Origin of the sequence: Providencia sp. PROV114 (assembly GCF_032704305.1) — a bacterium.
Classification (GTDB): Bacteria; Pseudomonadota; Gammaproteobacteria; order Enterobacterales; family Enterobacteriaceae; genus Providencia; species Providencia rettgeri.
In genome coordinates, this window is the sequence record NZ_CP120528.1 from 3675179 (window position 1) to 3690253 (window position 15075).

The 15075-nt window shown below is 38.3% G+C and carries 13 protein-coding genes; 2 read left to right on the forward strand and 11 right to left on the reverse strand.

Going from position 1 to position 15075, the window contains the following annotated elements:
* Positions 1-561 precede the first annotated feature (561 nt).
* From P3L37_RS16520 to P3L37_RS16530, 3 genes are all read right to left on the reverse strand, one after another.
* Positions 562-1080 (reverse strand): FidL-like protein, encoded by a 519-nt coding sequence (locus P3L37_RS16520; protein ID WP_004907954.1) that lies wholly within the window; start codon positions 1078-1080, stop codon positions 562-564.
* Complete coding sequence (locus P3L37_RS16525; RefSeq protein ID WP_110731647.1) at positions 1077-1919, reverse strand: transcriptional regulator; 843 nt, start codon at positions 1917-1919, stop codon at positions 1077-1079. The genes P3L37_RS16520 and P3L37_RS16525 overlap by 4 nt, the downstream gene beginning before the upstream one ends.
* 79 nt (positions 1920-1998) lie before the next feature.
* On the reverse strand, positions 1999-2571 hold the full coding sequence (locus tag P3L37_RS16530) for a TetR/AcrR family transcriptional regulator (RefSeq protein ID WP_109912693.1): 573 nt from the start codon (positions 2569-2571) through the stop codon (positions 1999-2001).
* A 302-nt stretch (positions 2572-2873) separates the two neighbouring features.
* On the opposite strand from P3L37_RS16530, the gene P3L37_RS16535 reads away from it, so the two are divergent.
* Positions 2874-3431 carry an NADPH-dependent FMN reductase gene (locus tag P3L37_RS16535; RefSeq protein WP_109912649.1) on the forward strand — a complete coding sequence of 186 codons (558 nt, stop codon included), beginning with the start codon at positions 2874-2876 and terminating at the stop codon, positions 3429-3431.
* A gap of 241 nt (positions 3432-3672) precedes the next feature.
* Here P3L37_RS16535 and potD read toward each other — a convergent pair whose 3' ends face one another.
* The 4 genes from potD to potA all read right to left on the reverse strand — a co-directional run bounded on the left by potD (position 3673) and on the right by potA (position 7626).
* A complete protein-coding gene (potD, locus tag P3L37_RS16540) occupies positions 3673-4722 on the reverse strand; it encodes a spermidine/putrescine ABC transporter substrate-binding protein PotD (protein ID WP_109912650.1) in 1050 nt (349 codons plus the stop codon).
* Between the two features lie 159 nt (positions 4723-4881).
* Positions 4882-5670, reverse strand: a complete 789-nt coding sequence (gene potC / locus P3L37_RS16545) for a spermidine/putrescine ABC transporter permease PotC (RefSeq protein ID WP_004907946.1) — start codon at positions 5668-5670, stop codon at positions 4882-4884.
* The gene (potB, locus tag P3L37_RS16550; RefSeq protein WP_004907944.1) at positions 5667-6530 is read right to left on the reverse strand and encodes a spermidine/putrescine ABC transporter permease PotB; all 864 of its coding nucleotides are present in this window, start codon (positions 6528-6530) and stop codon (positions 5667-5669) included. The genes potC and potB overlap by 4 nt, the downstream gene beginning before the upstream one ends.
* A complete protein-coding gene (potA, locus tag P3L37_RS16555; protein ID WP_004907942.1) occupies positions 6517-7626 on the reverse strand; it encodes a spermidine/putrescine ABC transporter ATP-binding protein PotA in 1110 nt (369 codons plus the stop codon). Before potA ends, potB begins: the two co-directional genes overlap by 14 nt.
* Positions 7627-8485: 859 nt before the next feature.
* Between potA and P3L37_RS16560 the strand changes: the two genes are divergently transcribed.
* Positions 8486-10132 (forward strand): fumarate hydratase, encoded by a 1647-nt coding sequence (locus P3L37_RS16560; RefSeq protein WP_109912651.1) that lies wholly within the window; start codon positions 8486-8488, stop codon positions 10130-10132.
* Positions 10133-10273: 141 nt separating this feature from the next.
* Here the strand turns inward: P3L37_RS16560 and P3L37_RS16565 are convergent, their stop codons facing one another.
* From P3L37_RS16565 to P3L37_RS16580, 4 genes are all read right to left on the reverse strand, one after another.
* Complete coding sequence (locus tag P3L37_RS16565) at positions 10274-11239, reverse strand: fimbrial protein (RefSeq protein WP_109912652.1); 966 nt, start codon at positions 11237-11239, stop codon at positions 10274-10276.
* A 12-nt stretch (positions 11240-11251) separates the two neighbouring features.
* Positions 11252-11728, reverse strand: a complete 477-nt coding sequence (locus P3L37_RS16570) for a fimbrial protein (protein ID WP_004907936.1) — start codon at positions 11726-11728, stop codon at positions 11252-11254.
* An 85-nt stretch (positions 11729-11813) separates the two neighbouring features.
* On the reverse strand, positions 11814-12542 hold the full coding sequence (locus P3L37_RS16575; protein WP_004907935.1) for a molecular chaperone: 729 nt from the start codon (positions 12540-12542) through the stop codon (positions 11814-11816).
* Positions 12543-12553: 11 nt separating this feature from the next.
* On the reverse strand, positions 12554-15049 hold the full coding sequence (locus P3L37_RS16580; RefSeq protein WP_004907932.1) for a fimbria/pilus outer membrane usher protein: 2496 nt from the start codon (positions 15047-15049) through the stop codon (positions 12554-12556).
* Between the last annotated feature and the right edge of the window lie 26 nt (positions 15050-15075).

Genomic DNA, 15075 nt, shown 5'->3' on the forward strand with positions numbered 1-15075 from the left:
CTCACTATAGAGCTGAAAAATAAAAACAAAATATAAATCCACGCATTCATTATAATTAGTTTTTTACTCTGAAAATTAGAGTAATTTAGTAGTCGATTCATATAACCATGCTAAAAAAAATAAAAATTCACGTATCTATCTGGAGAGTGAAAATGGATAAAAAACAGAATTGATGTTAATCAATGGAATTGTTAACAAGATATTATCGAGCTGATAAGTGGGGGTAATTTAGAGAGTAATAACTGTGGGGCGGCTCACCTGCTTATAAGCTTTGCTAAGCCGTTGTTGATAGAATAGTTGATTCTCTGTTGCAGGATATCAGAATAAAGCACATAAATGCGGTTGGGCTAATGACGGTAAAAAATGTAACACACATCTAGGTGACAAGAGTAAATTAGCGCCGTCAGTCGTAGTACAATTTGATGTATCGTGCAAATATACAAGGCGGCTAAAGCTGTATCGTGTCACAATAATTTAAGTTCATGGAGGAAGGTAAATAGCCTAGATAACTCAGGAAGGGATCAATAAAATACCTCGTCTCGCCTTTTAATCATCCTGCGATTAATCAAACTTACTGCCCGGCTTGAGTGTACAAATATAAAGAGGGGAATTGATTGAGCTTAGTAATAAGGCTTTGTCATTGAGCTTTTGCGCATTCAGAAACAAACCGTCATGGCTATCTGACATTTCTCGCATAAAGTAATCAAATATTACATCGGGAGATTCATCAATAGAAGAAGCACTCGCTTCCCATTGGCTAATATTATAGTGTCGTTCAGTAGGCGAAATGCGCTTTGTCGTATAGTTAAATTTCACATAGCGTTGTAAATACAACCATCCCGCTTTGGAGTCGGTATAACCTTCTACTACAATTGATCCTTTTCCATTCGCGCCAAAATTGAAGTGAATATTGCCATTAACGTTTTCATCTTTCATGTTTTCAAAACGCATGATGCCTTTCGTGGAACACACCATTAAACCATCTTGTTTATTTGAAAATAAAACCGATTGAGTGTAAATCACTACAATAATAAATAGTAAAAAGCTCAGTAAGCATAATACTTTTCCTGATATCTTCATGATGGTTTCCAAGAATAGTAAAAGTAATTATCGCAATAGCTAAAGGGATTGTCTTCATTGACTGCGCAATGCGCTAGGAACACTCGCCCCAGTCCATTTGTTTGCAGTTTATCGCCATAGAAAAAAACAAATCGTTCTTTCTCAACACATTCTAGATTTAAGTTATCTCTTACTTTATCAAAGTTTTGTACATAGTTTAGTGCTACGGTGTTATTGATCATTTTTTCATTCGATAACACATCACAATTAGTATGCTCAAGTACCGTCATGTTAATCGGCACTGACGGTTGGTTTGATAAATAAGCCATCGTCGCGAGTAAAACAGAACACAATAAAAAAGCACCACTAGCGAGATACCAACAAATTTCTTTTTTTTCTGGCGTCAATGTTGATTCTATTCTTTGGGGATCTTTAGGGACAGAAATGGGTTTGGGAATTGGAGATAAAACAACCGCTGCTGCTTCTATTTCACTTAAGCTAGTTATTAATTCAGTTTGAGGAATTTTAATATCATCAATTAATTCAAGGGAAACATCGGAATTAAATTCTAATCGCCCACGAGCAACTGTCACAATAATATTTTCAATACCATATGGGCGAAATGCTTTTCTTAATATACTTAGGTATTGGTTTAAATTACTGTTCGATGAAACTAATCCATTATCATCCCATACCGCTTTTAATACCTCATCTCGAGAAACAACGCCTCTGTGTTGAATAAAATAAAATAATAATGCATTGGCAGTTATCGACAGCTGTGTATCCACCTCATCTTCTTTTAAAGATAAAGTGCCATCAACTGCATCATATAGAATGAAAGCATTGATTTTATATTTCACTGTCGCCTCATGTGCTTATTTTATGAATAAAATTGCACTACCGTTATTATTACTATTTTTACTTATGTACTGTTTTTACTTATGGAATTTTTTCAAATGATATTGCCGTTAGCCGACTAACAATCGCATCACGTTCTTGCTGTGATAATGTTTCTCCCTCAGTCAATGACGAAAGCCATAACCCATCAGCCGCATAACGTACTAACGCCCCTAAATAACTGTTATCAAACTCATCGCCCTTCGCTAAATGGCTGGCTACCCAATCTCGCCAACACTGGCGTAATACAGGCTCAGTTGGCATCGCTAAGGACAGTAAGGCAAGTTGAAAACTTTCATCTGACTCTTTTAACTCACCGATGTAATGCAAATACGCACGAGAAAAGCGTCCATAAGTGTTTTGGTCATTCTCCATAATGATATTTATACGCTCATCCATAATTTCCAGCAATTGAAGGAAAAGGGCATGAATAAGCTCTTGCTTCGAGGGAAAATGGTGCATCAATCCACCTTTACTGACACCCGCTTCTCTTGCTACTGCATTGAGAGATAACGAAGAAATCCCTTCTCTACCCGCAATAATACGAGCAGCTTTCAGTAGCTCCACTTGAAGCTTGATTGGGTCTTTTTTTCTATGCTGCGCGGATTTGTTCATGCGATGAATGATACCGACCAGTCGGTATGTTTCATTTTGACTAAAATCAAGTAACCCTGATTTGTTCATGGGTAAATCTAAATAGTGGAAGAGGACTCACAATATCGAATTATGAGCTGTTGTATCCCCATAGTTAATTTTAAAATATCAATTTTTTTTGATGCCCATTGACTTAATTAATTTAACTTAGTTTTGCACACATTCAGATTATGATGTTTAATGATAACAACGAAATAAAATTCTGAAGAAGTAATATCGGTTTGCAATATTCCTAATTAACTATCCGTGAAAGAGGTTTTATCATGTCAAATCAATACAATATTGGCGTTATTGTTGGTAGCTTACGTGCTGATTCTTACAATTTAGTTGTCGCTAAAGCCATAACTAAATTATTCCCCGCGAATTTCACGTTTAACTTTATCAATATTGGTGAACTACCTCTCTACAACCAAGATGCAGACCAAAATGTGCCCTCAGTTGTGGCCAATTTTAAATCTCAAATTAAAGCTTGTGATGGCATTATTTTTGCCACCCCTGAATATAACCGTTCAATGCCTGGCGTATTGAAAAATGCAATAGACCAAGGTTCTCGTCCATGGGGAGATAACTCGTGGGATGGTATTCCAGCAGGCGTTTTAGGTGTTTCTATTGGTAATATCAGCACAGCAATTGCCCAACAGCACTTACGCAACAGCCTGGCATTTTTAAATATGCCGACCATGAACCAGCCTGAGTGTTTCCTAAAATGGTATGACGGTATGGTCGATGAACAAGGTAACATCTCACCAAAAAGTAAAGATTTCCTACAACCGTGGGTAGATACCTTTGTGAAATTTGTTGGCCATAATGCCAAACATTAGCCTTTAAAAAAGCATCACGATTGTGATGCTTTCAGACTGCTGCCAAACCTATTATGTTTGGCAGTAAGTCTAATAGGTTTTGAAAATAAATTAGGAAAATCAATTTATTGATTTTCAGCTGATAACACAAAGCGGGAAAAACCACGCTTTTATCGCGCTTTGTCAACAACCTCAAGGCATCACGATTGTGATGCCTTTGTTTTATCTTCAAACACTATTTGGCTTACTACTAAAACAGCAATTAACGCCCTGCTTTGAGCTTTTGGAAATACTCTTCATACAGGATATTGGTATTCCCCACGTCGCTTTGCCATTCGCCTTTTTGCAGAACTTCTTCACTTGGATAAAGTGATGGGTCATTGGCAATCTCAGCAGGTAATAATTTTTTAGCGGCTAAATTTGGTGTTGGGTAACCAATAGATTCAGCCACTTGAGCCGCAATTTCTGGACGCAATAAGAAATTAATTAGCTTATGAGCCCCTTCCACATTTTTTGCATTGGCCGGAATCGCTAAGCTATCCATCCAAAAAATTCCGCCTTCTTTTGGCCATACCACTTCAATTGGTAAGCCTGCTTGCCGTGCAACGAACGCAGAGCCATTCCATAACATACCGACATCCACTTCACCTTCAATAAATGGCGTCGCTGGGTTGTCAGAGTTAAAGGCTAGAATATTTGGACGTAATTTTTGTAGCTCTTTATACGCCTCTTCAATTTGTTTCGGGTCAGTGGTATTACCTGAATAACCTAACTTGGTGAGCGCAACTTGGAAAACTTCCCGTGCATCATCCATCATCAGCAAGCTATTTTTATATTCAGGTTTCCAAAAATCCGCCCATGAGGTGACAGATTGTGGGTCAACCGCTTCACCGTTAATACCAATCCCTGTAGCTCCCCAAATATAAGGTACAGAATAATCATTATTCGGGTCGAATTCTTTATGAATTAAGTTTGGATCAAGATTTTTAAAATTGGTCAGTTTGCTTTGATCAATTTTTTGTAGCATCCCTTCTTTACTCATTTTGGCAATAAAATAAGTCGAAGGTACCACCAAGTCATAAGCCCCTTCTTTATAGGTCTTTAACTTGGTATACATACTTTCGTTTGATTCATAGGTGGAGTAAATCACCTTGATGCCAGTTTCTTTGGTGAATTGCTCTAATAAACCGGGGGGAACATATTCTGTCCAGTTATAGAAATACAGTACATCTTTGTTATCGTCAGCGGCAGTTGCCGTGCCAATACTTGCAGCCATTAACCCTGCTGCCAGTAGGTAGGACCATTTTTTCATTACTGAGTTTCCCTCAACAAAGTGTTTTTTATCCCTATATACATCAAGTAACCACTTGAGTTATTTAGGGCATATATCTTATAGGCTAAATGAAGCCCACCCTCTCGCCGCATGGCATCAAAAAGGCGCTGTTATAGAAAAACCAGCGCTACCAATCGTTTATGATCTCGCTTTTTTCGAGTATTTATCCCGCATCACCCATTGACTTAAACAAACAAGTAGCAAGGACATAATCAACAACACTGTCGCCAAAGCATTTACTTCTGGGGAAACCCCAACTTTTACCATTGAATATATTTTCAGTGGCAAAATTTCATAGCTTGGCCCCGTGACAAATGACGAAACCACCACATCGTCCATCGACAATGTAAAGCTCAGTAACCATCCTGCCACAACCGCGGGTAGCGCTAATGGCAAAATGATTTTTCTTAAAATAGTAAACTCACCCGCACCAAGGTCACGTGCCGCTTCTAGCATTTTTACATCAAAATCCTTTAACCTTGCATACACCGTCACCACCACAAAGGGTAAACAGAATGTAATATGGGAAAAAAGCAATGACCAAAAACCTAACGAGACCCCAAGGATCATAAATAGAACCAATAATGAAATCGCCATAACGATATCAGGGGACATCATTACCACAAATAACATACCACCGACGAATGGTTTCCCTCTAAAACGATAACGAAATAATGCGACAGCCGTTAGTGTACCAATGGCTGTTGCGAAGGTCGCCGATAAAACTGCCATGGTTAATGAATGCCCTGCGGCTTCTAATAAGCTATCGTTATTACTTAGTAGCTCATACCATTTGGTCGAAAACCCTTGCCACTGAATACCAAAACGCGATTCATTAAAAGAATTAACAATCAAAATGATGATTGGAATATAAAGATAAGCGTAGATGATGGCCATAAAGCCACCACGCAGAGTACGTCCGATCATTCTTCATATGCCTTTTTATTCAGAAGCTTAGCTGCTCGGTAATACACATACAGCAATAATCCCATCATCGCCGTGAGGAAAATGCTTGTTGCTGCCCCGAATGGCCAATCTCGAATATTTAAGAACTGGCTCTTAATCACGTTACCAATCAGTAGATTTTTCGCACCACCCATTAAATCCGCCACATAGAACAGCCCCATTGCAGGTAATAAAACCAGCAAGCAACCTGCAATAATTCCTGGCATCGTTAAAGGAATGATGATTTTCACGAACCGTTGAAATTTATTCGCTCCGAGATCCTTTGCAGCTTCTATATATGACTTATCCAACTTTTCAATACTTGAATACAGTGGCATCACCATAAACGGCAACAATATATAGATAAGGCCTAATATTACGGCCTCAGGTGTATACATAATTTTCAATGGTTTATCGATAACACCAACCCACAGTAAAAAGTCATTTAAGTACCCTTTGGTACTAAGAAAAACTTTTAACCCGTAAATACGAATCAATGAATTGGTCCAAAATGGCACAATTAACAAAAATAGCATCAACGGTTGTATCCGTTTCGGTAACCTTGCCAATATAAAGGCAAATGGATAGCCGATAACCAAACAGAAAAAGGTTGCTATCACCGCCATATTGAGCGAGTGCAACATGACCTCTGCATACATCGGGTCAGACAAGCGAATGTAGTTATCCCATGTAAAAACTAAGTCAACTAAGTTGGTGTCACTGCGCGTCAAAAAGCTAGTGCCAATAATCATAATATTAGGCAAAAAGACGAACAGCAGCAGCCAGGCGACCACCCCGGTGATAATAACGTTCTGCAAAATTTTATGCTTACGAATGATCATCCAGAACTACCTCCCAACTTTCAACCCAAGTTACAGCAACTTTTTGGTTAAGGGAGTGGTCGACATCGGGGTCATCTTCATTGAAGAATTCGCTTACCATGACAATTTTGCCATCTTCCATTTCAACCACTGAATCTAACGTCATGCCTTTATAGTTACGCTCACGAACGTAGCCAATCAGCCCCGGATAGTTATCTGCATCATTCACCTCTTCAACACGTAAGTCTTCAGGACGTAATAACACACTAACGTGCTGCCCTTCTTTGACAGAGAGCTCGGTAAAAATATCGCATTCGTGGCCTTCAACATTGGCACGAATACGTTTATCATCAATGCGATACAATACTTTCGCATCAAAAATATTAATTTCACCAATAAATTGAGCAACAAACAGGTTTTTTGGTTCCTCATAGATTTCACGAGGTGTTCCGTCTTGCTCAATTTTCCCTTCACGCATCACAATGATTCGATCAGACATGGCTAAGGCTTCTTCTTGATCGTGAGTCACAAAAATAAACGTGATCCCCAGTTTTCGTTGAAGCGCTTTTAGCTCATTTTGCATTTGTTTGCGCAGTTTGTAATCAAGCGCAGACAATGATTCATCCAGTAATAGGACTTTCGGGCGATTCACTACCGCACGGGCTATCGCCACACGCTGTTGTTGACCACCAGACAGTTGGTTGGGTCTACGCTCAGCAAAATCTTCTAGCTGCACCATACGTAAGGCTTGATCGACACGTTTTTGGATTTCAGCCGCAGGCGTTTTTTGCATGCGTAGGCCAAATGCCACGTTGTCGAAGACTGTCATATGAGGAAATAAAGCGTAGCTTTGGAATACGGTATTTACAAAGCGGTTTTCCGCTGGAATATCCGTAATATCTTGACCATCAAGAATAATTTGACCATCATCGACATCTTCTAGCCCAGCAATAAGACGTAAAACCGTCGTTTTACCGCAACCAGAAGGCCCCAGAATGGTCAAAAACTCACCGTTCTGAATGGTTAAGTCAAGCTCAGAAATAATTTGTTTGCCATCAAAACCTTTACTTAAAGATTTTAATTCAATGAGTGGTGTCAGAGAGGTTGTCTCAGTCATTTATTATACACTCTATCCCTAGGAATAATGCAGATAGAACCGCCACCGTTAAAGACTGTATAAGCTTGTCGGAGGTTTACTCTGTCGACTTAAGTAACATGAGTAACTAATTTTCCCCAGCAAAGCCCAAAACCAGTAGCGCCATTTAAACTTCATAAGGCATGCATGATAAACACTGTTTTTGCAAATTGAAAGCCATTTTCACAACTTCGTTTGCCTTTCATTATGAATTATCAATAAATAAAACAGATTTTTTAGAAAAATAAGCGACATAGCGATCTATAGAATCAGTCTGTCTATATCTATAGATTTACATGAAAAATCGGAAGGCAAAACTTAAGTCAAATTCAATGAAATTCATAGAGTTAAAATGATTCATAATAAAAATAATAATAATTATGGAATTAATAGTTTTTATTAATTTTAAATTTTTAATTCATATATTGAATGATATAAGCTTTAATTCAAGTTTTTATGATGATTATATCTGCTAGATATATATCGTGATTACACATGAAAAAAGCTAATAACTGGCAACATCTATAACAAATAATTAAAGTCGCAGTTAATAATATTATTATGTGATTTAAATCTAATTTTTATTAATCCTTGTTTTTTATCTCAATAAATTTAACCAACATCATATTATCCTTTGCATCTCTTTGAATATAATAATCAAATTGATATAATTTCAAGCTAAACTGTAACTTTTAGTGACTTATTTTGTAATTTTTGTTTCATTATTACACCTATAAATTTTACTTTGTATCTTTCGAGTTAAACCAATTAAAGAATAAGCATAAACCTACGGGTGATTATTTTTGGAAATTCCACTGAAATTAATATGTGAGTGAGCAAAATGGCCAATAAAGCGTTTTTTTACCAAGAACCTTATCCATTATCTGAGGATAAAACCGAGTATTTCCAAGTCTCTGATAAATATGTTTCTGTAGAACAATTTGCAGGCAAGCAAATTTTAAAGATTGAACCTGAAGCATTAACCCTCCTTGCGGAACATGCAATTTATGAATCCCAGTTTTTTTTAAGGGCTGCGCACCAAAAACAAGTCGCTGCTATCTTACAAGACCCAGAAGCCAGCGAAAACGACAAATATGTGGCATTGCAATTACTTCGCAATGCTGAAATTTCTGCAAAAGGTATTTTGCCAAACTGCCAAGATACCGGCACCGTTGCGGTTGTTGGGAAAAAAGGCCAACAAGTTTGGACAGACTGTGATGACGAAGAGTACCTGTCACGAGGGATTTACAACGTCTTCCAACACGAAAACCTGCGTTTTTCGCAAAATGCACCGCTAGATATGTTTAATGAAGTCAATACAGGTACAAACCTGCCAGCACAGTTTGACATTTTTGCGACCACAGGTGATGAGTATCACTTCCTGTTTGTCAATAAAGGCGGCGGTTCTGCAAATAAATCAGCACTTTATCAAGAAACAAAAGCAACCTTAACACCAGCTAAGTTAAAAAACTTCTTAATTGAAAAAATGAGAAATTTAGGAACAACAGCTTGTCCACCTTATCATATTGCTTTCGTTATCGGTGGCACCTCTGCGGAAACAACACTGAAAACAGCCAAACTCGCCTCAGCGAAATACTACGACAATCTGCCAACCACGGGTAATGAATATGGCCGAGCTTTCCGTGATATTGAGCTAGAAAATGAGTTATTAGAAGCGTCACGTCATCTTGGCTTTGGCGCCCAATTTGGTGGTAAATATTTTGCTCACGATGTGCGTGTTATTCGTTTACCTCGTCATGGCGCCTCTTGCCCAATCGGTTTAGCCATTTCTTGCTCGGCTGACCGAAATATTAAGGCTAAAATCACCAAAAGCGGTTTATGGCTTGAAAAAATGGAGCATAACCCAGCCCAATACATTCCTGAATCTATGCGTCACCAAGCTGAAGGAAAAGTGGTGCATATCGACCTCAACCGTCCAATGAAAGATATTTTGGCTGAGCTAAGTAAACACCCTGTATCGACCCGTGTTTCCCTCAGTGGCCCACTGATCATCGCTCGAGATATTGCGCATACCAAGCTTAAAGAACGTTTAGATAACGGCGAAGAATTACCACAATACTTTAAAGACCACATGGTCTATTACGCAGGGCCAGCCAAAAAACCGGAAGATATGGTTTCTGGTTCTTTAGGCCCAACAACGGGTAACCGAATGGACCCCTACGTTGACCTGTTCCAATCCCACGGTGGTAGCATGATAATGTTGGCGAAAGGCAACCGAACTCAAGCGGTAACCGATGCATGTAAGAAACACGGCGGTTTCTACTTAGGTAGTATTGGTGGTTCAGCAGCAATACTGGCGCAAGAATATGTGAAAAGCTTAAATTGCCTTGAGTACCCAGAATTAGGCATGGAAGCAATTTGGAAAATGGAAGTTGAAGGGCTGCCAGCATTCATTCTCGTTGATGACAAGGGCAATAACTTCTTTGAACAAGTCCAAAATGAGACTTGCAGTAAATGCGTTAAGTAATATTTGCCACTCTAGCGCAATGGAATGCGCTAACTTTCGTTAGCCTGTATGATTATGTTACATAGTCATACAGTTACATAGTAAAAGAGCAGGCCAAAAACCCGCTCTTTTATTATCACTCACATCAATGCATAACTAACATCAATAATAGTTAATTCGAACAATGGTTGAGGCGTTAAATCCTCCCGTTTTCACCGTTCCCGCCTTTTTAATGGTTGCACTATAATCACGCGTTACTGATGTGCTTCCTTGCGGTAAACTGCCGAAAAATTGGAAGTAATTGAATTTTATCTGATTACTTTTATCATCCATAATTGTCAAATTGGTTCCATTTTTCAAATCAATCGCATATTCGCCATTTAATGGATCGGTTGTTTCAAAATTGATATTCATCGAGAAGTTATCAAGACAACCTCTTTTCACTGCTTGAACTTGAAAATCTTTTTTAAATTCTTTCCCTTGATTCAATTCTGTGATCATTAACTGGCCAAAATCAATTTGCTGTGATTCTGGGAAAACTTTAATATCCGCACCACATTTTAAGAAACGAATCCCTCGTAACCCAGATATCGAATAGCGTAAGTTTTTCGCTCCCGGTGTCGTATTGATCCCCCCGCTCCCATCAAATTGGAAAACCGTAAATTGGTTATCACCTTCATAATTCCCAGACGGCGGGACCGTACCTGTTACCTTAATATATAAATTAAATGTGACAGTCACAGTAACGCTTTGCTTGCCACTAATTGGCGGTGTTCCCAAGCTGACTTTTTGTTTATCACGCTCAAGTTGTTCACCTTGGTAGTTAGCTCCAAGTAGTAATCCTGTCCCTAATTTTTGTGATGTCGGGTTAAAATACATATGAACAACGTCAACCATATTACCGAGTACGTTATCGCAATAAACAGTGACTGTTAATGGGTCAGATTGCCAAATAACCGTTCCCGCAGGTGTATCTGAAGGAATCGCTAATTGCCCAACCGGTACCGCAGGTTTAATGACGACTCCAGTCCCAGCTTCAACACAATCTAAAGCAAATGTTTTTGGGCTAATAAAAACGAACAGAAATAAAATATAAAAACCATATTTTTGAATAAACGTGTGTATCATGATTTATACACCTTATATGTAAGTAATATTTAAGGTAATTTGCGTTTTAATATTACCCACTGTTAATTCATTTCTTGGCAGATAACTCTCTAGCATGGAATAAATCGTAATTTGCTGGTTATCATCAAAATAGATGGGATAACTGCGGTATTCTCCATTAGGAACAATATTGCCATCTTTATCCATCAAACGAATGCCATAGCCATTTAGAATGGTTTTACCACCAAATAAATTGCGGTCTGTACTTTCAGTTGGCTCTGAAATAAACATGATCCGGACAACCGGATCTCTATCATCGCGATCACGTTTTGGAAAAATGCAGTCATCAAATTTCAATTTGATTTCATGCTTAGGGCTTCTGTCCCCAATTTCATTAAAGTAATTCAGAGATATTGGCCCTAATTCAATATTTTGATCTATCGAGTAAAATGAAATCTTACAAGGCAATGCCACCACATTTCCCGTAAAATTAAGATCACCTCTCATCATGCTACTATCTGCATAAGCTTGGCTGGTGCATAGCGATAGCATAAAAAGACATATTGAAAAGTAGCAATTTCTCATATCTAAAATCCTATTGGCTCTCTTTTGACAACTGGCAGGTTGATGCAGCGCATTGGTAAGTCAACATTTTCATACCACCGTAATCATCCATATACCCGGTATATAACTGATTAAAACTGCTTGATGGCACGGGGACACTTTCTTTAGAAAACGGGGCTATCATGACACTTTCAAAACCAGGAAAGTTTTTCTGGTTGGTATTACTCAGGTAACCAAGAGTCACGTAATATTTAGTTGGATTTTCAATTAATAATTGCCCACCTGTATGTGTATATTTCAGCTCTTTAGCCCATACTTTGTCGCTATTATTTTCGATTTGAGGTGGACGATAAAACATTTTTAGACGACTTTGAATCGCAATCTGGACAACATTTTCCTTATCTGCAACAGGGGGAATTTCGCGCACATTTAAATAGAACAGCGATTCTCTATCTTGTGGAAGAGCGTCAATTCCCTCCGTTTTAATAATTTTTATCTGGTTTTTAGCATTCGGTTCGACACGTTGCATTGGAGGTAAAACGGTAAAAGGTTCAGAAATCTTATTCCCTTTTTCGTCTTCCATCCAAGATTGAGCTAAGTAGGGCATTGTTTTACTTTGGTTGTTAATAACCAAACTCATTGATTTATCTTTGCCTGGAAAAATAATCCGTGTACGGTCGATATTAATCGCAGCAGACGCAACTTGCATGCCGACAAAAACTAATGAAAATCCTAAAGCTACTACATACTTTTTACTCATACATCATTCCTTTATTGGCAAGGGATCAGGACTTTACCCTGATTTTTTTCGGCAATATTAGGTAAATTCAAACTACATTGGTTTGCGCCAGCGGCCCATTTCACTATGTAGCTTTCTTCTGGAACCACACCCGTTAAATAAGCAACGCCACTATCTGCAATAATTCCGACTTCTCTTCCTGTGCCTACTTCAATCACACTGGTACCAAGCGGTGGATAATTTCCATTATTCAAACGGATAATTGCTAGAATACGTTTTCCTTGGTTCGCTTTTATTCTCTGATAACCAATTGAGCCCTCAGTCAATGTTTTACCAATAATGTTGTCATTGACATCCACATCATCAGGTAATGTATTCATATCAATGTAAACATCTGAATTAGAAAAACTATTTAAACTTGTCGCAACACCAATACCAAATCGGTTCGTGACAGATTCTCCATTATCAATAGAAATTCCTGCGACATTATCACTATCAATCATTACCCGAGGTTCGTTGTTAGTCCCGTTACGGTGCATGGCCGCACCGTATTTTGTTGCAGTCATGGAGCCATACCAACTACCGCCGACAGCGCGATATGAATTCACATTCTCTGTCGCATTAACATTTAACACGCCATAAGGCGATGAATATTGATAACTACCGCTGATATTAGGTTCTGCACGCCCAAGTTTGTGCTGGTCACCGCCCACACGCATACTCCAGTAGTTGTTATTCTCATTTGCACTGTAATAACCCACTGACTGGCCAAAGCTATGGTCACTATCTGCATATTGTGCGTCATAACTCACTGAAGCCCCGTTTTCGAGTGGCACGGAGAAAGACAGATAAATTTGGTTATCATCCGTCTCTTCATATTTAATTTTATTAAGAGATAATGTGCCGGAAATATTTTTAATTTGCCCAATACTGAATAACTTACTAAAGCTCATCCCAAAGTTTGTTGTCGATTCGCTATTCCAAAATTGACGATGAGAGGCATTAAAATAAACCGTTAAATCCAATGGGCTAATGTATTGATTAAAAGACGCGGTATAGACGTTTTTGTCACGCCTAAAATCAAGCACACCATTAGCTGCATCAATGTATTGAGGCATTGTTAAGAATTCTTTTTCAGAAAACTTATAGCCTGCAAATGTCACCTGCGAATTGGTAGATTCAAAACGTTTAGAATAATTTAAACGGTAGCTGTTACCTGAATAAGAGCCAAAATTATCTAAATTTGCATGGGTACGAGTAATATCAAGGGAAATAGCACCAAACATATTCATGTTTTGCCCTATTCCCAAGTTCATCGCTTGATAATTGTTATTATCGACCGTGGCAATTAACCCGCCGAAAATTGATGTGTTACCAAATAAACCATAGGAGACTTCCCCGACAATAAATTTAGGGTCAATTTTCTGTGAGCGGCCAAATGGGTCAGATTGCCCCATGGTAAATTTATAAAGCAGCTGCCCCTGACGGGTTAAAAACGGCAACGATGCTGCTGTTACTTGATAAGTGGTTTTTGAACCGTCTTCTTCCTCAATAGTTACATCTAAAGTACCTTGTACTGCTTCAGTAATATCTTGAACATTAAATGGCCCGGGAGCGACTTTAACTTGCTTAATCACACGCCCATTCTGTGAAATAATCACCATCGCATTTGTTTTAGCGATACCCGTAACCTGAGGCGCATAACCACGTAGTGAAGGCGGAAGCATCCGATTATCACTAAAAATAGACGCCCCTATAAAGCGAAAACTATCAAATAAATCAGTCTTCAAATAAGACTCACCAAGTAAAACCTTTGCCCCCATTTGAGGTAAGGCACGAAAGGCATATAACTGAGTCCAATCAAACCGTTCATTCGTTTTACCTTGAGAACGATTATATTGATATTGATAGTCCGCACGGAAACGCCAAGCACCTAAGTTAACGCCAGCGGTACCGTTACTACTACCACTGAATGTTTCACTGTTATTTTTAGGCGCAGAATAATTAGCAAACAGGTTATAGTCGAGAAATGCTCCCATAATCCCATTTTCCCATTGGGAAGGTGGAACCCAATACGGATCATCGTATTCAAGCCAAGCTTGAGGAATAGAAAATAAGATATTTTGATTCGCTTTATCAAAGCGATAACTAATATCTAAATTTTTAGATAGTTCAACACACTGGCCATTATTATTTTGCAGAAGCTCTTCCTTTATCTTCTTTTTTAATGCAAAAATATTTACCATCTCTGGTGTAACACAGAGTGTTGAAGTATCTTTACTCTCTTCAATGAACTTAATTAAATACTGCCCTGATAGTTTTCTACCATTTAATGTAATATCCGTTAGATATTCGCCGGCAGGAATAAAGTCAGGGTTTGAAAATTGACTCAAATCAATATTATCTCTGTCCTTAGCATCAATAATATTCATATTAAATTCCACTGCATTTGATATTCCCGAAACGGAAAATGCCAACGCAATCGAAAATAATATTTTATTTATTTTAAACTGAGGCAATAGAGACATGATGTTCCCTGTCAAAAAATAAAAGC

Bases quoted from the DNA above. Each gene is read 5' to 3' on its own strand.
- potC (WP_004907946.1), bottom strand. From the start codon at position 5,670: ATGATCGGACGTACTCTGCGTGGTGGCTTTATGGCCATCATCTACGCT.
- potB (WP_004907944.1), bottom strand. From the start codon at position 6,530: ATGATCATTCGTAAGCATAAAATTTTGCAGAACGTTATTATCACCGGG.
- P3L37_RS16530 (WP_109912693.1), bottom strand. From the start codon at position 2,571: ATGAACAAATCCGCGCAGCATAGAAAAAAAGACCCAATCAAGCTTCAA.
- P3L37_RS16520 (WP_004907954.1), bottom strand. From the start codon at position 1,080: ATGAAGATATCAGGAAAAGTATTATGCTTACTGAGCTTTTTACTATTT.
- P3L37_RS16565 (WP_109912652.1), bottom strand. From the start codon at position 11,239: ATGATACACACGTTTATTCAAAAATATGGTTTTTATATTTTATTTCTG.
- P3L37_RS16560 (WP_109912651.1), top strand. From the start codon at position 8,486: ATGGCCAATAAAGCGTTTTTTTACCAAGAACCTTATCCATTATCTGAG.
- P3L37_RS16570 (WP_004907936.1), bottom strand. From the start codon at position 11,728: ATGATGAGAGGTGATCTTAATTTTACGGGAAATGTGGTGGCATTGCCT.
- potA (WP_004907942.1), bottom strand. From the start codon at position 7,626: ATGACTGAGACAACCTCTCTGACACCACTCATTGAATTAAAATCTTTA.
- potD (WP_109912650.1), bottom strand. From the start codon at position 4,722: ATGAAAAAATGGTCCTACCTACTGGCAGCAGGGTTAATGGCTGCAAGT.
- P3L37_RS16575 (WP_004907935.1), bottom strand. From the start codon at position 12,542: ATGAGTAAAAAGTATGTAGTAGCTTTAGGATTTTCATTAGTTTTTGTC.
- P3L37_RS16535 (WP_109912649.1), top strand. From the start codon at position 2,874: ATGTCAAATCAATACAATATTGGCGTTATTGTTGGTAGCTTACGTGCT.
- P3L37_RS16580 (WP_004907932.1), bottom strand. From the start codon at position 15,049: ATGTCTCTATTGCCTCAGTTTAAAATAAATAAAATATTATTTTCGATT.